The 21,662-nt window shown below is 57.4% G+C and carries 17 protein-coding genes; all 17 read right to left on the bottom strand.

Annotation, left to right across the window (positions count from 1 at the left end):
• Window positions 1-503: 503 nt before the first annotated feature.
• Window positions 504-1,154, bottom strand: a complete 651-nt coding sequence (locus tag ABJK56_RS07655) for a hypothetical protein (protein WP_347244070.1) — start codon at window positions 1,152-1,154, stop codon at window positions 504-506.
• 165 nt (window positions 1,155-1,319) lie between these two features.
• Window positions 1,320-2,315: an aldo/keto reductase gene (locus ABJK56_RS07650; protein ID WP_347244069.1), complete on the bottom strand. Its 996-nt coding sequence runs from the start codon at window positions 2,313-2,315 to the stop codon at window positions 1,320-1,322.
• A gap of 257 nt (window positions 2,316-2,572) precedes the next feature.
• Window positions 2,573-3,535 carry a hypothetical protein gene (locus ABJK56_RS07645; protein ID WP_347244068.1) on the bottom strand — a complete coding sequence of 321 codons (963 nt, stop codon included), beginning with the start codon at window positions 3,533-3,535 and terminating at the stop codon, window positions 2,573-2,575.
• 4 nt (window positions 3,536-3,539) lie between these two features.
• On the bottom strand, window positions 3,540-5,111 hold the full coding sequence (locus ABJK56_RS07640) for a hypothetical protein (protein ID WP_347244067.1): 1,572 nt from the start codon (window positions 5,109-5,111) through the stop codon (window positions 3,540-3,542).
• Window positions 5,112-5,122: 11 nt separating this feature from the next.
• Entirely contained in the window at window positions 5,123-6,760 is a 1,638-nt protein-coding gene (locus ABJK56_RS07635; protein ID WP_347244066.1) for a hypothetical protein, read from the bottom strand.
• A 67-nt stretch (window positions 6,761-6,827) separates the two neighbouring features.
• The gene (locus ABJK56_RS07630; RefSeq protein ID WP_347244065.1) at window positions 6,828-8,264 is read right to left on the bottom strand and encodes a prepilin-type N-terminal cleavage/methylation domain-containing protein; all 1,437 of its coding nucleotides are present in this window, start codon (window positions 8,262-8,264) and stop codon (window positions 6,828-6,830) included.
• Window positions 8,265-8,307: 43 nt separating this feature from the next.
• Window positions 8,308-8,829: a prepilin-type N-terminal cleavage/methylation domain-containing protein gene (locus tag ABJK56_RS07625; protein ID WP_347244064.1), complete on the bottom strand. Its 522-nt coding sequence runs from the start codon at window positions 8,827-8,829 to the stop codon at window positions 8,308-8,310.
• A complete protein-coding gene (locus tag ABJK56_RS07620) occupies window positions 8,826-9,653 on the bottom strand; it encodes a prepilin-type N-terminal cleavage/methylation domain-containing protein (protein WP_347244063.1) in 828 nt (275 codons plus the stop codon). The genes ABJK56_RS07625 and ABJK56_RS07620 overlap by 4 nt, the downstream gene beginning before the upstream one ends.
• A 51-nt stretch (window positions 9,654-9,704) precedes the next feature.
• Complete coding sequence (gene gspG, locus ABJK56_RS07615) at window positions 9,705-10,157, bottom strand: type II secretion system major pseudopilin GspG (protein WP_347244062.1); 453 nt, start codon at window positions 10,155-10,157, stop codon at window positions 9,705-9,707.
• A 211-nt stretch (window positions 10,158-10,368) separates the two neighbouring features.
• A complete protein-coding gene (locus ABJK56_RS07610) occupies window positions 10,369-11,571 on the bottom strand; it encodes a type II secretion system F family protein (protein ID WP_347244061.1) in 1,203 nt (400 codons plus the stop codon).
• Window positions 11,572-11,750: 179 nt separating this feature from the next.
• Window positions 11,751-13,475 (bottom strand): GspE/PulE family protein, encoded by a 1,725-nt coding sequence (locus ABJK56_RS07605; protein ID WP_347244060.1) that lies wholly within the window; start codon window positions 13,473-13,475, stop codon window positions 11,751-11,753.
• A 509-nt stretch (window positions 13,476-13,984) separates the two neighbouring features.
• Window positions 13,985-14,725, bottom strand: coding sequence for a hypothetical protein (locus tag ABJK56_RS07600; protein ID WP_347244059.1), 741 nt, complete (start codon window positions 14,723-14,725; stop codon window positions 13,985-13,987).
• Window positions 14,726-14,925: 200 nt separating this feature from the next.
• Window positions 14,926-16,242, bottom strand: a complete 1,317-nt coding sequence (locus tag ABJK56_RS07595; protein WP_347244058.1) for an ABC transporter permease — start codon at window positions 16,240-16,242, stop codon at window positions 14,926-14,928.
• Between the two features lie 80 nt (window positions 16,243-16,322).
• Window positions 16,323-17,027, bottom strand: coding sequence for an ABC transporter ATP-binding protein (locus tag ABJK56_RS07590; RefSeq protein WP_347244057.1), 705 nt, complete (start codon window positions 17,025-17,027; stop codon window positions 16,323-16,325).
• A gap of 190 nt (window positions 17,028-17,217) precedes the next feature.
• Window positions 17,218-18,126, bottom strand: a complete 909-nt coding sequence (locus ABJK56_RS07585) for a hypothetical protein (protein WP_347244056.1) — start codon at window positions 18,124-18,126, stop codon at window positions 17,218-17,220.
• A gap of 135 nt (window positions 18,127-18,261) precedes the next feature.
• Window positions 18,262-20,295: an ABC transporter ATP-binding protein gene (locus ABJK56_RS07580; RefSeq protein ID WP_347244055.1), complete on the bottom strand. Its 2,034-nt coding sequence runs from the start codon at window positions 20,293-20,295 to the stop codon at window positions 18,262-18,264.
• A 348-nt stretch (window positions 20,296-20,643) separates the two neighbouring features.
• Window positions 20,644-21,528 carry a 16S rRNA (cytosine(1402)-N(4))-methyltransferase RsmH gene (gene rsmH / locus ABJK56_RS07575; RefSeq protein WP_347244054.1) on the bottom strand — a complete coding sequence of 295 codons (885 nt, stop codon included), beginning with the start codon at window positions 21,526-21,528 and terminating at the stop codon, window positions 20,644-20,646.
• Between the last annotated feature and the right edge of the window lie 134 nt (window positions 21,529-21,662).

The raw sequence follows: 21,662 nt of genomic DNA, 5'->3' as shown, positions 1-21,662 counted from the left end.
TTGGAGTGGGGAAGAAACGCGCGAATAGACAGCAGCTTTCGCCCGTCTTCCTCCACCACGTGGGGGCCCAGCACTTCAAACGGATTCTCGTGTTTTCCCTCCAGAAGCCGACCCAAATGCTCCAATGGAACGTGCGTCCGCACGGTCACCTCCTTGTCTCCCATGTCACCTACGACGCAGCTTATTTTACCCAAACTTTTCGATTTTCTCACCCGATACCGTTTCCAACAACAGGCTTTGTAAAGGCATCGTCAGAAAGCCGCACTGATCATCCAGATTCTCTAAATTGCCGAAAATGTTGATAAATCTCAAAAAATGCACATTAACAAAATTCTCTGATCGGTATGACAGCCCCGTTTGGTATAGGCGTGAGAGTCACTGAACCAGGCTAGCCCCTCCGCGGCAATCCCTCACGAAACACCACGATTCGATTCTTTTTGAGGGAACTCCGAACGACTAAAAGATGGGGCCAAACTCAGCGAACTCCCGTAGGACCGAGGATATCACCCACTCGTCCTCAAGGAGTGCTTGGAACCGGCTCGCCAGCTCAATGGCCGAATCCACGCGGCGAGCCACTTCAGCCTTCTTCCTATCAGCGACGACTTCATTGCAGAACGAGCGGGCTCGCCGCGATCGTTCCCAGGAAGGGAACTCGTCACAGGAAGAACGACCCCATTGGAGAAGCATTCTCTCTTCCGCCAGTGAGGGCGATCGATACGCCAGAGCCGGCACTGGATTTCGTGAAATTGGGTGGCTCGGGCAATTCGCTGCCACAAATCGAAGTTCCGCACCGGGACCGACTGGTCGTAACATTCCCAATGCCAATCCGATTGCGGCCATTGGTGTAAACCAAAGAGAAGGCCCTCTCGAATTGCCGGGCTTGCTGTCCAGATAATCACCCGGGCGGACTGGTTGAGGGATTCAAGGGCTCGGGCGATCGTTAGGAGTTCGAGACGCTCGCCGCAAACGCCAGGCTCTTCATCTTCGGCTACGAACTCATCATGGCCCTCCTCGGACCGGAGAACGAACCGCCAACGGAAAGGATTCCCGTTGAGGCCGGTTTGGTACAAAAGTACAAACGTCAGACGCGGGACAGCAAACTCATCGTCCGTCCCGACCGCGACGTCCCGCGAGCGATTCACATGCGAAATCATCGTTGATACCCCGCCGATGTCCTACTCAGCGAATATGAACTACAAAGTCTTCCTGAACCATCTTGTTACAGGATATCGGCAAACTTTGCCTAGATTTTGCAGATTAACTGAAAATTTGCAGGACATCGGCGGAGTCAAGCTGGTGGGGAAGGAAACCCTCTTGTATCACGACCTCTTGGCAAGATTGTGCCACCAGTCGCAGCCGTAATTACCCACTTTGTATTGCTCAATCTGACCGGTGGCTGCGGGTCCTGCAGCCTTTGCCAACAACTCCTGGACTTCCTCGTCAGCAAGTGGGCGGAAATTCCTGGCCATCTCGATGTCTTGCCGCAGATTCTCGCGCGATTGAATCCCACAGATCAGACTGGAGATTGGAAGCGAGAGTGCAAAGCGTCGGAGCAACGGTGCCGGTATGCCCAGCTCTCGCGGCAATCGCCCACCCTGCGACGCCAGGGCCTTCATGCCAATAGCGCCAATATTTCTCTTGACACAAACCGGCAACACCTGCTTTTGAAAACTCTCGTAATGGGCATCCAGAATGTTGATGGGCATTTGAACGGTGTCCCATTCGAATGGTTTGGCGAGCATCGCCAAATGGAACCGCGGGTTCTTATGGCCGGTGAAGCCGATGTAACGAATCTTGCCTGCCTTGCGGGCCTCGAGGGCGCACTTCAGAGCCCCATTTTCTGCGAAGATGAGATCCGGATCGTCGTTCCACTGAATGCCGTGGAACTGCCATAAATCGATCCGGTCCGTTCGGAGACGGCGGAGGCTATCCTCAAGATTCTGGCGGGCGGTTTTGTAATCCCGTCCACACACTTTCGTCATGAGGAAAACTTTGTCGCGGTAGCCATTCTGCGCGAGGGCCTTTCCCATACGTTCCTCGCTTCCACCGTTGTGGTAATCCCAGCAGTTGTCGAAGAAGGTCAAACCATTGTCGATGGCCTCATGCATGATGGCGATGGCTTCCTTTTCATCCCGAATCGCCCCAATATCCCAACCACCCAGTCCAATGATGCTCACGCGTTCGCCGGTCTTGCCTAGCGGACGCGTAGGAAGCCCTGCGGGACTGGACTCCTGAGCCAGCAGCATGCTGCGACCCATTGCCAAACCGGCGATGACTGTTTGCAGGAATTCACGGCGTGTGGATTCGAAGTTCATTGCAGCATCTCCTTGGGAAGGGATAACTAAACAAAACAAACGGCAGCCGAGGGCGCACAATTTTAGCGATGCGAAATTGTTAGAAAAGCCCGCCAAAACGGGCGAAGCTGCTTAAAAAGAACTGTTCGGCGCGGTGAAGCGGAATCGAACTGGGAGAGGAGACGGGTAGGACAAGTCAATGGTAATTAAGTGGTACATTTCTTTTTTATGCGAATGCGGTTCGTTGCAATACAACACAGCGGTTATTCAGAAATGCTTCAGCTTCGATCGCGGGCAAGCGCGGCTGCAAGATTATCTCCCAGGGCCAGAGTGCGCACCTGGCCGTTGATCTCCAGTTCCACCTGCCGTAATCCGATTTTGAGAACCCGGCCGCGGATTTCCCCGACCTGGAACGTATCATTTTCTCCCAAGCGGAGAGTTTTATTTTCCGTGCGGACATAAAGCCACAGTTCCCGCTTGCCATTCACCTCGACGATGCCGTTCACGTAGGCGAACTGGCTGGGATCGAGAACCGGCTCCGGCGGTGGCGTACTCGGTCGTGTGGGACGCGACGGTCGCTGCGGCGCTGGAGGAGGCGGGGGAGGAGGCGGCGTGTACGCCACAAACACGTTCCGATCCACGATACTCTTGACGTATTCCTTTAAATCGGGAAGCTTTCGTTCCACGAGCGGTCCGGTGGGCAAAGTGTCTTTCGCGATGGCATCGTCGAGGGCGATCGCCTCGATGCTGATCAACAGGTCGATGCGTTTTCCCTCTTTCACGGGCGTGATCGACAACCGCTGGATTGCGTGGAGATAGTCTCGGGAATAAAAGGCGTAAAGAAATCGGGTGAGCGATTCGAGGGTTCCCTGTCCGCGCACAGTGAACGGCATGCGATAAAAGAGATTCTTTTCCCGCCGCACTTCCCCGCTGTCCACCTGGATAGCTTCCAATTGGGCATTTTGGGCACATTCCAAAAGCCAGTTTTGATAGAGCCGACGTGCAACGGCGGGATCTGCCGGCAGTGAGCGTGCCGCCCATTCTTTGAGTTGCTCCTTGGCCTTTTGGATGTCTTGAAGCTGTCTCTCTTTCGCCCGAATCGAATTGATAAGCGTGGCCCGCGCCGTTTGCCGGATGCGGAACGGGGTCGAAACGATTGCCCAAATAGTGCGCCCCCCGACAAATATGATCAGCAGGGCTGCGAGAAGTGCCAATATTCGTTCCCTTGGCCCGAGTTTCATGGCATCACCTCACGGCTTGTCTCGGGGCTACGGAACGGGGAGCCGCTGTGGGAGTCAGGCCCGGCGCTCGGCCGCTCGGCGGACGGATGGACCGGGCCGGCGCCGAAGGAGCGGACCGAATCACGACGGACGTTCCAAAGCGCAACGTGTAAGGCTTCTGAGAATCGTCTTCCGCTTTTCCTTTGGAAACCACCCGATGGGTTTCATCTTCGAGCGATTGCTCCATTTTCTGGACACTTTCACTGGAAGCAGCAAATCCTTCTAGAGAAATCTCACCCGCCTTCGATCCAGCGGCCAGGGATACTTTGGTGAGCATCACCTCCTTCGCGGGGGGAATCTTCTCGTTCAAACGCCTCAGTTCTTCCAGCCAGTCAATCTGTGTCCCAATCCAACCTCGAACAGCCTGGGCGAGTTGCGCGACCTGGGCTCCAGCCTTGAGTTCGCGATCCAGTTCCGATTGCCGCTGCCGCAGTTGTACGATCTCCTGATCGAGCTGGGCCAACTGCCACCAGCCGTAACCGATCCCCAATGCCGCAAGGATGGCTGCACCGATACCCGCTAGCAAAAGCTGTCGCTTTTTCGATGGCGGTTCAGGACGCCGGTGCGGATGGAGGAAATCCAGCGAAGGCGTGATTTTTTCCTTCTCGTCTGCCAGGAGCCCGAGGAGCGCTGTGTACTGGCCAGGATGATCGGGGAGCGATTCTGCAAGCTGAGGACTGAGCGTGAACGGCTGGAAAGGATTGAAGCAACTCACGGAAAGGTCCAGTCGCTCACGCAAAAGCCCAACAAGGTGTTCGTGAGCCGGCGTATTCCCGCAGAGAACAAGGTGATTAGCACGGCCGCCGCCCAGTTGATTCTGAGCCGCCATCATTGTCCGGCGGATCTCGCCCACGAGCGTCTCGGCCGACGACTGTTCTCGGAGCGGATCACCGACCAGCCGGGCAGTGCGCATGAACACCAACCGCCCTTCCACGATCACGGAGAGGTCCACTTCGTCACCAACCAGGTCGATGATCAGCCGAATTTCTCCCTCCGAAAGAGGCAAGCACCGGCGAGCCAGGGAAGCCGAGGCACACGGGCGAAGAAGCAGGCGTTCCGGGCGAAGTTGAGCGACCCGGCATGTCTCCTCTATCTGAGCCAAGAGCTGGGGAGAAAGCGCTGCCACCAGGACATTACGCGGCTGGGTAGGATCTCCGTCCAGAGACAGATAGTCGATAGTCCAATCTTCAGTGACGTGTGTGAACTCCCGCAGCGCCTGAAGTTTGACCACTTCCGGCAGATCGTCGTCAGAGACCGGCGGCACCGAGAGTTGACGGAGTTCCACAAACGAACGGCTGATGGTCACGAAGGTGGTGGGACGACGAATATTGCGGGCGGCCAATGCGGCTGCCAGGCAGCGTCCGATATCTTCGGGGCTCGGCCGAAATGGCTCTTCACCCCCCGCAGCCGCTCCCCCAAGAGCATCGCGAAGATTGACATCAAATAGATGCTCCAGGACGAGACGATCCGACCGAGGCGTGGCGACTGCCACCCTCAATTCCCGATCATTCCATTCGTAGGCCAACCAGCGTGCCATGGGTTATCACCTCAGGGGGACCGGACCGTCCCAACACTACCAAGACCGGCCACCTGGCCCGAAGACCCCAGAACGTCGATGGAAAATCCCCGTCCCAGATGGCTCATATCTCTCCAGAATAATAGCCGGGCTGGACGAACGGTAGCGTCGACAATCGCTTCCACCCGGCAACTCGGCCCGCCACCGGCGAAATATCCGACGACCTGCGCGCGGTAAACACTACCCCCGCACGTGATGAAAGGCATGAGGGCCTTCATTTCGTCGAGAGTCACTAATCCATCCGCCAAGATCCAGGTTTCGTAACGATAGTTCTCGTCGTCAATGAGTGTGGGATCACTTGGTCGGGATTGAATGATCATCTCCGCCACACTGGGGTCCAGCGTGGGGATCCCGTACAGGATGGAGCGCGGTGCAAGGTTAATGTTGATGCGTCCCGGAATTACTTTGCTGGAAGTGGTTGTGAGATTGGCCATGATCAGCGGTAAGATGGTCCGCAATAGCATGGGATCACTGGGAAACACGGGGTCAATCACCCGCGGCTCATTCTCTCCCGCAAACTGCATCCGCACCTTTGCTCCGATCAGGTCAAGCACGGTGCTGAACTTCACTCGAGAAGGCCGCGAGAAGTCAATCTGGGCGTCTGCGGGCATCGGTTCCGACTGTTCCGACCCCTCATAAGGGCCGTTCTGGCGATAGCCCACAATGAAGGTTGCGACATCGTGGCCGAATTCTTCTTCTAGCTGGTCATAAAGAGCCTGGAGATCATCCTGGTTGATGTTGATCTTGGCTCGGCCGTCAGGACGCACGTTCAGTTCCATGCTGTACAGGGTGAGGTAAGCCGACCAGCCCCGATACGCGACTGGATCGTCAGCGCTCAGCCCGGCGAAAGCTTCAGGAATGGTTTCATCCGCATCGATGATACCGTTACGATTGCGGTCTGCTCCGAACAGCAGTTCGGGCGTCACCCCCCGCACGAGAAGCAGTTCCTCAATGGTTTCTAGCGGCCCATTTTTCGTCGCGTAGGCCGGAGACAGCCCTGAATAGTATTCGATTTCCGCTCCAAACTCCCGGGGTTCGTCGTCGGCATCCAGCCAGTCCATGATGGCGTCGGCGATGTCTTCCGTCATGCCAGGCAACCCCATGAGAAGTTGCCGTCCGCCATTTTCGGCGTACTGGTCGGCCAGAAGCAGACTGTTGACGTTAAGTTTGGCCGACTCGTTTTCCAAGCCATAACGGACGGCCGTTCCCATAGTATCTTCCCAATCGGGGGCAATGACGGAGAAAAGCCCGGTGTCAAGCGGGTCGGCGGCCTGGTGGACAACCATTCCGGAGAACCAGGCGGGATTATTAAACCATCCGCCGTTGTCGTTCTGCCACTCCTCGTCCATTGAAACAAAAAGCCGCACCGCTTCCACACCAGAAGCGGCGAGGGCACGCGCCTGGGCCATCCGATTGGAGACGTGCACACCTTCGCGTTCCGCCAGCATGAGGTCTCCCAGCGTCAGGGCGGCCAATGAAAGAAGCGCCACCGTCACGAGCACGACAAGTAGCACCATCCCGCGGCGCTGTCTTTTCGGACTTGCCGAGCTCACGCGCAGGGCACACAGCGGCTTCTGTCGTTCTTGTACTTCCCACAGTTTGAGTGTCATATCGCGCCCAGCAGAGCAGTCACATAAAGCGTCCGCTCATGTATGAAGACCTCTCGAATCAGCCAAATCATCGGGATGGCCCTCCCGGCGGAAAGTCCCTCGGCGGAGTGCCCGGCGAACCTCCCGGTGCGCCAGACGGCGGACCGCCGGACCCCGACGGTGGTGGACCAACCCCACCCGGCGGCGCTCCTCCGGAGGGACCGGGACTTGGGGGTGGACCGCCCCGACCACCTTCCCCAGAACTCCTCCCACCGCCATCGCGGCCTGAACCACTGTCACGCCCTGATTCTCCCGATCGACTACCTCCCGATCCCGATGTGCCCCCACTTCCTGAAGGGGCCTGCTCCTGTGGCGTTTCTTCCATACTTTCTTCCTCGGGCGTCATTTCCTCACCGGAGCCCGATCCACCCGTACTTTCCGCCCCCGCCGTCGCGCCAAGAGTTCCGGTTTCATGCGCAGCCGGCAAGTACACCACCGTGCGATACACATGGTAGGCACTTGTATCCAGCAGAAGTCCTGAACTGGTACTCGCCATTCCGCTTACGCCCTCAGAAGACACGTCCGTGAGCGTGCCGGACGAAGAGGAAGGAGCGGAAAAGGTCTCGTCAAGGCCGACCGATTTCGGACGCAGATACAGGCGTATTTCCACCGCTTTAGGAAGGCACCCCTGGGAGCCTGAGTCCCATGAGTCGGTCCATCCTGAGCCATCAAAGTAAGCGAACTGGATGGCTGCCACTTCGGGAGCGATGGGCTGGAGTTGCTGGTCAATCGTGTCGAGCTCACCGGTTTGTGCTGCCCAGACCGTGACCGCCCGGTCCAGTTCCCGCCGTACCAGTCCCCCCTGCTCTTCAAACCCGGTTATGCCCGGCATAGCCGCGAATGAATAGTTAATCGTTTCCTCGGGCGAAACGACAAAGTAGGCTACCGTTTTCACATCACTCACGCGGTCGATGAAAAGACCTTCTGAGGACAACATGATTTCCGAGGAAAGTTGGTCTGGGCGAGGCAGTCGGCTGACATCTACCTCGATCCAGTCGGATCCGCCGTACAACCCCGGGACCGACCGGGGCAGCGTCGTCATGGTCCAATCTCCGCCCAATTCACTGACATCGCTACCGCCGGTTAATTCCCCCAACAATTCGCTATCCAAACCTGCAGCGCCGGCAAGTGACGACAGATCACTCTGTGCCGCTTGGGTAACCAGGCCAGGGATGAGCTTCTCAAAATTGACTGGATCATACGGCACCGCGCCCCGGATGTCCTGGGCAATGCGTTCCAGAAGGGTGCGAGCAAGTTGGGCTTCCTCCACCTGGGCCCGGGCCTTCTGAACGACTCGGTAGTGGAAGTCCACCGCGGCTCCGAGCGCAGCGAGAAGAATCGCGACCAACCCCAAGGCCACGATGACTTCCAGCAGCGTGAACCCACGGTCCCTCAGCAACCAGTCGGGGCGATACCGCCCAGGCCCGCCGGATCTTCTCCCATGGATGCCGCTTGCGTCACTCATGATCTTTGCCAGGCTTTCAATGCACTGACCCACCCCACTGCACTTACTCGTTTGATGTTTCCGCCGACCCGGAGCCGCTCCCGGCGGAGCCAGCCGACATTGTCCCCGCACTCTCCTGTTCGCCAGGTTGAGTAAATTCCATCGTAGGATCGAGCATCCATTGCGTCAGGCTGTACTGAACCGGATGGGCCACCATGCTCGGGTCCTGGGCCACGATCACCTGCACACTGAGCAGCCCATCCAACTCCAGCGGGGCAATGTCCACAGTGTAAAGCCATCCTGGTTCTGCCGTGTCGTCAATGTCTTCGACCGGAGCATCAGCCACGGTTTCCAGCGGCAGCGCTCCCGCATTAAGCTGCGCCAGAATTGCCTCCGCGATGAGTTGCGCTCGCGTGAGATCCCGGACCCGCGCAGCATTTCGATACGCGTTGTACACGAGTTGTCCGATCGCTGCCAATGACGTTAAAAGAATGGCAAGTGCAAGGATCACCTCCAGGATCGTGAAGCCCCGAGATTCCCGCCTGCGGTAACTCTTTCGGACAATCGTGTTCGCTGCGGTGGTCATGGCAAAGAGCCCTGCTGCCCGACCAGTGTGGTGCCCTCCTCATGCTCTCCGTTGTAAGGATCGCCAACCAGGACAGAGCCGGTCAGCCCACGAAGCGAGATATCAATCCGCCGTCCATACTCGTTTTGCAGCGTCAGAAGGGCCGAACTGGTCGATCCATCCGGAAAAAAGAAGATGGTGGTACCGGAAGCGGTGCCTCCTGTGGGAGTGCCCGTCCCCAGAGCTCCCATGATGGATGCGTCCGCTCCCAAACCGGTCACGTCTTCTGAAAAGGTGGCGCTCAAGTTGGAGTCCATCACCTGCATGTCCGCGAATGTGATCTTTTCCGGCAATTCTTTCCGACCGGTGATCACAGTGTCCAAGCCCATGTTGCCACTCTGCGAACCCAGGAGCGATGACCCGGCAGCGCTTCCACTATCCAGTGGTGGCAGCGACTGATCCGCCTCCGTAAGTCCGGCGGATTCGATTCCCGCGTCACTCCATGGCTGGACGGCGTATCCGCTTCCCCCCACTTCGCAGATGAAGCAATAAATTCGACCACTGGCCATGGCTCGACTCCGCGCCCGGGCCCATTCCACCCGAATCTGATCAGCCGCGAGCTGGAGACGTCGGCCCGCCATCGGCTTCTGAATGGCCGTCAGCACCAAGCCACCGATGATCACGATAATTCCCAGAACGATGATGATTTCGACAAGCGTGAAACCTCGCCGCACTGGTCGCTCCCAACGCGACTTTAATCCAAAGAGTTCCTGCTGGCTCTGATGGCAAGCCAGCAAGACGCGGGCGGGCATGCCGACCGGTGAAACGAGGCGGTGAAGTCCCATAACGTGGTTCTCATAGTTTGAAATGATCAAGCCGTTCCCGGCGTTACCCCTTTACTGGCCCCAATTTGTGATGTCATCTTCTGTGCCATCCACCCCGTCGGGGCCCATGGACCAGATGTCGGGCCGGCCTGTCGTATTGTGCTGAGGTGGATACATGTACAGGTACTCATGCTGCCACGGATCCAACGGCACGGCTTGGGCATTCAGATAAGGCCCATTCCACTTGGTCGGATCAGGAAGGTCCGCAGGTGGCATGATTAGCGCATCCAGCGAGGGAGGATAATCGTTGAGGTCAAGATAATAGGCGTCACAGGCCTGTTCAAACGCCTTAATCTGCGTCCGGGCCGCATTTTCGTACGCCCGACGCTGCATCGGAATGAGGTTTGTCACCGCCAGCGAAGCGATCACCAGGAGAATCGTCAGCACAATGAGAACTTCAATGAGGGTCAAGCCTCGCCGGCGTTCCCGATTCATCTCCACTTTCCAAATAGTCGTTGGCTTCATCACAACCTCATCCTTCTTTATCAGACCTTCTTCCCTTCTCCGGTTGGGCATATACCCCTTTCCGCCGGTCCCTTCAAGTCATCCCTCCAAAAATACTAACGCTTCCCACGCGAAAACGCTTCGCCCCATTATCGAAGGGGATAGGCCCCCAAAATTGAAGGCCACCGTATGCAGATCGCTGTCGTCACGCGGCCGTGGCCGACTTTGCCGGCTAAATCGCTTGGCTCATCTTGAAGATAGGCAGAAGCAGGGCCACGACCACCACCAAAACCCCGGACGCCACGAGGAGGAGGAGAATCGGCTCGAGCAACCGCACCCCCACATCGAGCTGACGCCATGTTCTCCGCTCCAGGGCCTCCGCAATTTGTATGAGGACGGTTTCCAGCGTGTTGGCCTCTTCTGCCACTGAGATCATCTCGATCACCATTGGAGGAAAGAGCCGGCAACTGGCGAGGGGCACCGCCAATCGCTGGCCCTGAGAAATGCTTTTGGCGGCTTTCTGAATTGCTTCCGCCAAAAGAACGTTTCCCGTCGCTTCGCTCGCAATCTCCAGGGCTCGCAGGATCTGAACGCCATTCCGTAACAAAGTTCCCAAAACGCGGCAAAACCGGGCAACCGCAAAGTTCAGAACGATCGTCCCCAAAATGGGCACCTTGATGATGTATTGGTCCCAAACTCGGCGACCCGATTCACTTCGCAGCCATGTACGGAGTGCCATAATTACCACCACGACTCCGCCCGCAACCCAAAGCCCCCAGGATTGGAGGAAGGCACTGAAGGAGAGTAGCCCTTCGGTCAAGGCGGGTAGCTCGTTCCGGTTGCGGAGATTTTCAAAGAGCCCCTCAAACTTCGGCACAAGAAAGACCAACAGGGCGCTCACCACAATCGTGCCGATGATCATCAGCATGACGGGATACGCCATCGCCCCTTTGACGCGCTTCCGCAAATCCTCTGTGGCTTCGGTAAATTCCGAGACGCGGTAGAGGGCCTCTTCCAAAAAACCGCCTTCGGTTCCCGCCCGCACCATGCTCACGGCCATTTCGCTGAAGATGTGCGGGAAACGGGCCATGGCATCGCCCAGCCCTGCTCCGTCTTCCACCCGCCGGGCCACTTCGCCCAGAACTTCTTTAAGCACCGGATGAATAGACTGCGCGCGGACAATTTGCAGCGCCTTCAACAGGGGAACGCCGCTGCGCAGGAGGTCAGCGAGCTGACCGTAGACCACGGCCATGGTTTGGGCAGGAACGCGACTGCGCTGAAAGAGACGTCGGGGCGGGGCCTCAGCACGGATCTCGACAGGATAAAGCTCCCGACTGGCAATCGTGGCAAGCGCTTCCCGCTGGGTCGCCGCCTCGATCGACCCGGTCACCTTCTTGCCGCTACTGTCAACCGCGACGTAACTGTACTCGGGCATCTTTTCCCCGCACGAGAGGGCCAGACGGGCCGCACCCGCACCGACGATGACGTACCGCCACTCTATTTTTCAAAGCTCTGGTCACACCCGCCCACTTTGGCGACTACCGTGCCATCCATTTCAGGAACGGATGCCGCATTACGATTCATCCCATTACGACAAATCGAAAACCGAGCTGTCTAATGCTCATCCGGGCGGGTGACGCGGTCTATCTCTTCAATTGTAGTCCGACCGCTCAAAACTTTCCGCCAAGCGTCCTGACGAAGGGTGATCATCCCTTCTTCAATAGCAGCCTGTCGGATCGCCCAACTGCTGGCCCTATCGTGAGCGAGTTCCCGAATGCGCTCGCTGCTGACCAGGAGCTCGAAGATACCGATCCGCCCTTTATATCCCACATGTCGGCACGCTCGACATCCAACCGCCCGATAAAGCAGGACACCTTCCTCGAGGATTTCCCTGGGGAAATCGCGAGGCAGTTCCTCGGGTTTTGGCCGATACGGTTCTTTGCATTCCGGACACAGTGTGCGGACCAACCGCTGGGCCATCACCGCCTCGACTGTGCTCGACACCAGGAACGGTTCCACCCCCATATCGGTTAAGCGAGTGAAGGCCCCCGCCGCATCATTGGTGTGCAGAGTGCTGAACACCAGGTGACCGGTCAAGGATGCCTGGATGGCGTTCTCCGCGGTTTCTAGGTCACGGATTTCGCCCACCAGAATGACATCCGGGTCGTGCCGGAGGATGCTTCTCAGCGAGTTGGCAAAAGTCAACCCGATTTTGGGGTGCACCTGGATCTGGTTGATTCCTTCCAACTGATATTCGACAGGGTCTTCGGTGGTGATGATTTTGATCGATTCGTCGCGAATTTCTAACAGTGCGCTGTAGAGCGTGGTTGTCTTACCAGAACCCGTCGGACCGGTCACCAGAATGATCCCGTGGGGCAAGTTGATCAATTCGTGGAATTTCTGATAGACATCCTCTTCCATGCCCAGTTTACGGAGATTGAACTCCATCGCTCCTTTGTCAAGCAGACGGAGCACAACTCCCTCGCCATGGATCATGGGAATTACCGACACGCGCACGTCCACTTCGCGCCCCGCCACTCGCAGTTGGATTCGGCCATCTTGCGGGAGACGACGCTCCGCAATATTAAGGCGGGCCATAATTTTTAGACGGCTGATGATGGCCGCCTGGAATCGATTAATCTCAGGAGGAACGGGCTGTGGATGGAGAACACCGTCGATACGGTAACGGATTTTCAACCCCGAGGGCTGCGATTCGATGTGGACGTCGCTGGCCCGCAGCTCAATCGCCTCCAGGAGAATTTCGTTCACCAGCCGAACGACCGACGGTTCCTGGGCAAGCTGGGAAAGCTCCGAGCCATCCGTCTCAATTTCTTCCAGTAATTCGATCTGGTTTTCTTCTTCCTGTTGACTCTGGGCAATCAATTCGTCGATTGTCTCCCCGCCCACTCCGAGATACGTCTTAATGAGCTTGGCGATTTCCGCACGAGAGGCAAGAACGGGGATGACGGTTTTCCCCGTTGCGGTGGCCAGTTCATCAAGCGGATAAAGATTAAACGGATCGCTCGTGGCAACCACCAGGGTGCCATTCTCGTCCTTGATGGGGAACAGCGATTCGCGATAGATGAATTTAACCGGGAAATTCCGCAGAATGCTGGGGTCGATTTTGACTTCGGACAAATCCACATACTCGATGCCGAGCTCTTCTCCCAGCGCGCGGAGCGCTTCCTCTTCCGTCAGCAACCCCAGCCCCACGGCGGCCTGATCGAGACGTCGTCCTTCGCCCTGGTTTCGCCGGGCGAGCTGCAATTGCTGCGGAGTCAAAAGTCCTTTTCGCACGAGGATTTCGCCTGCTTCCATCGAAACGTCACTCTTCGTCAAACGACTCGCTCCCTGCACGTCCCGTGGTTCAGGACGCTGCGCAAAGAACGGGGAGCGCTCGTTCTTTCCACGAACCTCCATCTACTCGGCCCGGGTCTGCTCTCTGCTTCCACACCAGGGCCTCCCGGTCGTTGCTGACCCCGACGACCGAGTACCGGCTCGACCTCAATATGATCCCAACAAGGCAGGTAAGACAATGCCCATCTCAGGCGGGTATGGTACGGTGTGAAAGACAGCCGGCCCCGTCATGAGCGAAATTCGCTCACTTAAGGATTGCCATTAAGGGACTCAGCGCACTTGTCCCCGCACCATCGTCCCCCTCCAATTTCACAGCCGATACCCTCATGAGGTTCCGCAACTATCTGTCCAGAAAGCCGCAGGTGAACCAAAAGCCAAAGAATCGGGGCCCGTTCGTTGAGACATTAATACGATCAAAATACTGATCAAATCGCTTGTCTAGGAACGGGCCCCTGGTTACTCATGCCCGCGGATATTCCTCGATCAGGGGATCACGTTCCCCGATTGCCACCGCCACGTTGGCCGCCCGGGCCACCGGGGCCACCCGCCGGGGCGGGGAACAGCTCGCTGAAGTCGATGTCGATCTTCTCACCGATCATCTCGTTCCATTTCTTCTTCTGCTCCTCGGTGAGCTGACCGAGCACGGCTTCCTCTACCTTTTGCCGCATTTCGCGGAAGCGCTCACGCATCTGAGCGGGATCAGGACGCTCACCCTGCTGCGGGCGCTGGCCGCGAAGCTCCTCACGAACCTTGTCGCGGGCCTCGCGGATCTTTGTGAGTTGCTCCTCACTGATGCCCAACTCCTTCCGAACATCTTCCCGCTCCACAGCCGCGGCGATTCCACCCAACTGGAGTTGAATCTGGTTTAACCGCTTCTGCTGATGGGGCAGAAGGACATTCTGAATGGCCTTGTTGGTTTCTTCCTGCAGCTGACGGAACCGTTGTGGGTCGCGCTGGCCACTCTGGAATGCCTCTCGCATTTTCTCCCGAGCTTGCTCGGCAATCTTTTGGAGCTGGGCCTTCTGGTCATCTGTCAACTCCAGCTCCTTTTGGATCTTTTCAGACCGCAGGAGGAACTGGACGCCCATGCCGCCACTTGGGCCGAAGCCGAAGGGGCCGCCCGGTCCCCGCTGTCCGCCCCGTCCTCCCGGCGGCTGAGCAAGAGCTGTTCCCGCGACCAATGCTACTCCCAAACCAAACACCAGCACTGCTGTCCACGCACGCATCCTCATCTGACAATCCTCCACATGTGCAACACGACACCTCAAAGAAGATCCTACGGGTCGGGTTTGTTGAGCCGCTGCCGACCGGAGAGCGTCCACCACTCTCCAATGGAAATTAACCCGACCGCCACAGAAAAGTTCCGGCCCGGCGGATACGGCAACTTGTGCCATCGAGATGGCAGACCCCCTGCAACTCCCGAGGGACCAGATCAGACGCCAGAGGCCAGAGCCCGGGCAACATCCGTCCGGTACGCGATGAGGGCGGGCAAATAGCCCACGATCGAGGCTAAAATAATCAGTCCTGGAACCAAAACAAGCTCAATGGGCTGGAAACTGAGGGCGGAAATCTGGACTCCGGTTTCTTCGAATATGACGCCCGAAAAAGCGCCGATCAGTCCGTGGCCCAAACAGACCCCAAAAGCCCCACCACCGAGTGAGAGGAGGATTGACTCCAGCAGGATGACCGCCATCACCGTGGTACGCTTGGCCCCCAGCGCCCGCATGATCGCGATTTCCAGGCGTCGCTCACTCATTGAGTTGTAAATGCTTACCATCAGACCGATCCCCGCCACCACCACAATGAGCACTGCGAAAATGAGCAGCACGGTCTGAATATTCCCCAGCAATCCTTCGAACAGTTTGGCGACCTCCTCCGCGGGAATGACGCATTGAACGCCCGGCTCTTTGCCAACAAGTTGCGGGAGCGCCAAGGCCCTGGCCGTATTTGTCCAGTCTCGTTTTACCAGAACGGCCGTCAGCAGCTTCTCGTTTTCGCTGTGAGCTGGCTCTGATTCCTCGTGACTGGAGCTCGTTGCGGAGTTATGTTCTTCGCTCTGGGTTTCCCCTTCCGAGCTTGCCGATTGCTGCTGGTCGTGGAGATGGAGCTTCCAGAACCCTTCGATGTTCACAAAGATTCCGCGGTCGTTGGGTGTTCCGGTGGGCTTAAGCACCCCCACGATTGTGAATTCCTCGGGATGCTCATGGCCACCCTGGGAACCGAAGCCATGCGTGACGCGGAACGTGTCTCCGACTTTCAGCCCCGCCTTCCGCGCCACAGTCGCCCCGATGACGGCCTCAAATGGTGCATCACGCCGGAAATTTCGTCCATTTTCTTCGAACTCATAGGGACGGTCGCCAAGGTAACGAAACTCTTCAAACATTTCGGGAACGGTGGCAATCACCGGATAACCGGCGTAGCTGCCGCCGATGCATACGGGAATGGCCGCCGCAACCTCGGTGGCAAACTGGCCGTGGTGGAGGTCTTCGTAAACTTGATACGGAATAGTCCCCCGCGGCGGCTGGAGGTAGTAAACGGTACTCAGCACCAGTTCCAAAGGCCCCCCCTTGGCGGAGCCGACAATCATGTCGTACCCCTGCGAACTGCGTCGAAAGGAACGATCCAGCACGTGGTAGATCACCAGGACCGCCACCACCAGGGCCACGCCCAAGGCCATCGAGAAAGCCGTGAGCGCCGACGCCACCGCCCGATGTTGAATGCTTCGCCAGGCAATTTTCCAGAGAGGCATATGTGATGAATCTCTTGTCGTTTGTCCTCTGCTTATTACGCCAATCGAAAGCGGGGCCAATCCCCTGGGAAACTTTTCCCTCACCTCTGACGTTGGGACAGAACCAGGTTAATATCGGGGAGATGAACGATACGGGGAAACTGCCGGGCCACCTCAGGACTGTGCGTCACAAGAATGAGGGCCACGTTTTCCTCCCGGCACCCTTCCCGCAACAAATCCAGCACCGCCTGCTGGTTGCTGGAATCGACATTGGCTGTGGGTTCGTCCGCCAGAATAAGCTTCGGCCGATTGGCGAGTGCCCGGGCTACCGATACCCGTTGCTGTTCCCCGACCGAAAGCTGTCGTGGTTTATGATGAAGTCGATGCCCCAGTCCTACGCGTTCCAGAAGCTGTTTTGCCCGTTTGACGTCCGGCTTGCCCCGACCGAATGTCATTCCCAACAGCACATTTTCCAGGGCGGTAAAAGCCGGCAAAAGGTTAAAAGTTTGGAACACGTAGCCGATGTTCTCCGCTCGGAACCGGTCGCATTCCGCCTCCGAGAGGAGGGTGATATCCCACCCGGCGATACGGACTTGGCCTTCGTCGGGCCGGCTGATTCCCGCGATGATGTGAAGCAGCGTGGTTTTCCCACACCCGCTCTCTCCCACGATGACAACCTGTTCGCCCGCTTCCACAGTAAACTCCGGAATATCCAGTATGGGGAGTTCGCCTCCGTCCGGCTCGCGGAACGACTTGCGGACGTCCTGGAGGAGTAGCAAGGGTGCTTGGTCTTGCGGAAATGTCATAAGGCCTACTTCTGTCGCCAAAAAACCGCAAATTGTGTATCTATCAACCAGAGATTCTCACTCACCGATACGGTGGCTCGGAAAGGATGGTTCATTTCTCGAGCACACGGCGGGAACGCAAACCCGTTTTCGGACGAATCCTGTTGTGTAGGCCCCGGGTGAAGGAGGCCGGGCGTCAATTAAGCCGATTTTACTCTCGGCGACGCGGCTTCGGAAACCCAGCCAACACCCAGGCCACCAGGATACCAAACACGAACGAAGAGGAAGCAGTTTCCACCAGATGCGTCAGCCGGACACTCGCCGAAGGCATCAACGGATTGGGCAAGAGCAGCATGAGATTCTGCGGAAGGCTAAAGAATAGCGCTACGAGAGCGGCAGTCGTCACCGGCCCCCAGCGAGAACCATAAACGATCGGTGTCGCGCATGCCACCCAGAGCATTCCTCGGATCAGTTGAAACACCCAAAATAAAGGCGCGTCGCGCAGCGTGCGAAATGTGTGGGAGAGAAACGGCTCCACAGGACCGGGCTGCCCGTAAAATTCCCTCAATTGAGGGTTTTGCCAGGCGATGAAATAACCGGCCATCCAATACAGAACCGCATACAACATCGCCAGCGGCAGGGCTCTCTTCAACCAGTGGCAGACCCGGAAAGCTCCCCAGGGGGCAACCTCAGGATGGATCTGGCTCCTTCCTTTTCCCAGAACCCAAACGCTGAAAGGAACAAAAAGAAACGCGGGCGGAACTCCCATCAGAAACAGGCGTGGCAAAAGACGAGGATCGACTGTTCGGCCGGCCAGAAAGTACCAGGTCTCCAATTGGGGAAGCGCGGTTACGGCCCCAAAATAGGCCAGCGAAATCACCACGGCCAACTTCCAACCACCCAATTGTGATCCAGCGATCAACAGGGTAACCACCATCACATGAGCGGCGGCAATCAGCACAAACGCAATCCTTGAAGGAACGGGGCCCGGCTCCGTAGGGAGATCAGATGGAAGTGCGGCGGCTACGGCAGACGAACCCAAAACAAAGCAAATCAGAAATACAACCAGCATCGCTGCTAATTTGACACACCAAAGCAGGATGGAGGCCACCTTCTTCATGCTTCCAATGTCGAGTGATGTCACCCCAGGGACCCCGCGGGAGGACGTTCGTGAAGTTTGATCGCGGACCGGTTCCGGAAAGAGTTCACTGGGTCGCAAGATTCAACCTGACCATTTTCTGCCACCTAACAGGGATCACGCCGCGCGGAGATCCTCGTATTGCAACGAATGGAAACGCCGATAGGTTGCCGACCGCGCGAGCAACTCGTCATGGCTGCCGATATCGACGATTTGGCCGTCCTGCATGACCATCACGCGATCGGCGAGGCCGATCGAGCTGAGCCGATGGGTGATCATAATCGTCGTCCGCCCATTAATGAACTTTTCCAACGCCTCCTGAATAAGCTGCTCGCTTTCCACATCAATTTGACTGGTGGCCTCGTCCAGAATGAGGATGGCGGGATCCCGAAGAATTGCGCGGGCCAGAGCAATCCTCTGACGCTGTCCTCCGGATAGGCCCGCCCCCATCGGACCGAGAACAGTGTCGTAACCATGGGGTAGTTGCTCGATGAAATGATGCGCGTGGGCCGCTCGTGCCGCCTCGATGGCCTGTTCATCGGTGGCATGGGGAGACCCGTATTTGATGTTGTTGAGAATCGTATCGTGAAAAAGAACCGGTTCCTGAGTGACCAGGCCGATCTGTTTGCGGAGCGACCGCAGGCGGATATCGGGAAGCGGCACCCCGTCTAGTCGGATTTCGCCCTGCTGGGGATCAAAAAAGCGGGGAATGAGCCCCACGAGGGTGCTTTTCCCACATCCGCTGCCGCCCACAATCACCAGAGATTCCCCAAACGGAATGGTCAGGTTAATATCGCGAAGGACGGGCCGATCTGGGACATAGCCAAACCATACGTGGTCGAACACCAGGTGTTTTCGATGCCGCGGAATCACCCGAGCGTCCGGCTTTTCGCGAACCTCGGGCGCCCGCTCCAGCAGTGCATACACGCGATCGGTGGCCGCGAACGCGGCCTGAAGGCCCGAGAAGACGTCCGAGAGTTTCCGCACTGGATCAGCAGCCCCTGCAAGCAAGGCGTAGAACAGCACCAATTCTGGCATAGATAGCGGTTGGCTGGAAAGCGAGACTCCGAAAAAAGTTGTGTCCTGGTGGAGAACAAGATAGGCTCCGGCGATCATCGCAAGACTGATGATGGTGATACCCAGCACCTCCGTAACCGGATTGGTGAGCGCATCGTACATTGCGATCTTCATGCCCTTGGCATAGTAGCGACGACATGTTTCAAAAAAGCGTCGACGTTCAAAAGGCTCCATGGTGAACGCTTTAACGATAGGGAGAGCCCGCAGGGCTTCCTCCAGCGTTCCATAAAGCTGGGCCATCTCCTCCATCGCCCTGCGATTGGCCTTTTTGAGAAGTCGGCCCAGACGCCAGATCGCCCAACCCGCCGGTGGAACCACGAGTAAAGAGAAAACGAGAAGCGGCCAGCAGATGTAGGCCGCCCCAGCCAGACACGCAAACATTTTCAGTGGCTCACGCGTCATCTTGCCGAGCAGGATCGTCAATCCCCCCTGGATGGCGTTCATGTCGTGGGTGAAACGGCTCATCATCTGCGCGGCGCTTTCCTGACCAGGCCGATTGATCTCCAGTCGCAGCGCATGGGCAAAAAGCTGACGGCGAAGCTGAAGGATCGTCTGATGGGCCACCCGCGCAACCAAAATGGAGTTGGTCACCAGTGCAGCGCTCTTTAACACCGTCCCGAGGAGAAGTAAGCCGAGAATGAAACAGAGTGTCGAAAACGGATCTCGAGGCGTCAATCGCCGAATCCACGGCCGCAACCATTCGTACTGGCGCTGCCGGAGTTGTACCTGAGCCAGCTCCGCCTCCAGGGTGCGTACCCGGTCGGAAAGCTGGCCTTGCGGAGGTTCCACCGATCGCTGGGACCGAGCTTCCTGGTTTGGTGTCACCTCGCTCGAGGAGTCAGCCATTGCGGCAAGCTCTTTCCGGATCGCCCGCTCCGCCTTGCGGCACTCTTCGATTTTCATATCTACCCAATAGTGAAGCGATTCCCCCCGGAATGCGACCTCCACGATCGGATAAATGGCCGAAATGTTACCTCCCCACAGAACCCCGACCGCCAAGGCGGTGACGCTGACACCCAGCAGCGCCAGGGGCTGTCGAATGACATACCTCAGAATCTTGCCAAAGTTCTTCATAAACGGACAAAGGATTCTCTGGTATCGAATTCACGCAGCCGCTATCAATTGCACTTCTATGGTGGGTTTCTTTGCAGGTAAGTGCACCAAATCAGACGTGTTTTACCAAATTCGCTGAAATCTCAAAAGATCAAACGGTGTGAGTCTCATGGCCCGGATGTGGAGCACGGTCCTTTGAAGAGACGCCTGCCACGGGGTCCGTTGAATGTCGGAGGGTCACGCTCGTCGTGACCGGTGAATCGGGGTGGGTCCCCGAATCTCAGTAAACGGACCTGACAAGCACGCCCTCTGAGGGCTCGCGACCAGCGTGTCGTTCCCGAAGGTACCGTGAAACATGGTGCGAGGCCTTCAGGTTCGAGCGGCCGCCCGCAATTTAGCACTTCGTGCCCGTGGATTGGCCGCTATTTCTTCTTCGCTCGGCGTGATCGGTTTCTTGGTGAGGACCGTATACCGGGGATCGGATTTGAAAGCTTCCTTCACCAGGCGATCTTCCAGCGAATGAAAGCTAATTACCACGAGGCGGCCACCAGGTCGGAGAATATCTGGATAGCGCCGTAACGCCGTTTCGAGGGCTCCCAGTTCGTCATTAACGGCGATCCGCAGTGCCTGGAAAGTACGCGTCGCCGGATGGATGCCACCGGACCGATGCCGAGGCACAACGCGACAGATAAGTTCCGCTAGGTCGCGTGCCGATTTGATCGGGCTCTTTTTTCGCTCTTCCACAATTCGGGCGGCAATCCGCCGGGAAAACCGTTCCTCGCCATAGCGGTAGATGAGATCGGCCAGGGCTTTTTCGCCCATTCGATTGACCAATGTCCACGCAGGCTCTCCGGAAGTTGGATCGAACCGCAGATCGAGCGGTCCGTCGGCTTGGAAGCTAAAACCGCGGCTGACATCGGCCAACTGATCACTCGACATCCCCAGGTCAAGCAGAATGCCATCGACCGTTTCTACATCCAGGTCCTCCAAGATTTCTGGCAAATCTCGGAAATTCCCCTGCACAATTCGCACTGGCAAGGCCGCCAAATTTTTTTCTGCACGATGCACCGCCGCAGGATCGCGGTCCAATGCAATGACGGCACCCCCCGGCCAAACGCGCTGGGCAATCAGCCGTGTATGTCCACCCCCTCCTAATGTGGCGTCCACAATGATCTGCCCAGGTTGCGGGTCCAGGAATTTGAGGACTTCCTGGGGCATCACCGGAATGTGGCATGTTTCAGCAGAGACATCCATGGCTCACTGACATACTACAGACGTTCGGATATGAATAACGGGAAACCGGGCGTGCTGCCGCTTGATGCGGAAAAGGGATAGGGCCAACACTTGTTTCGGGCCTCTTCCTCCCGGTTTCATTGTAACGCGATACC

This window comes from Thermogutta sp., from assembly GCF_039793925.1.
Classification (GTDB): Bacteria; Planctomycetota; Planctomycetia; order Pirellulales; family Thermoguttaceae; genus Thermogutta.
This window is presented reverse-complemented; position numbering and strand designations above follow the sequence as displayed.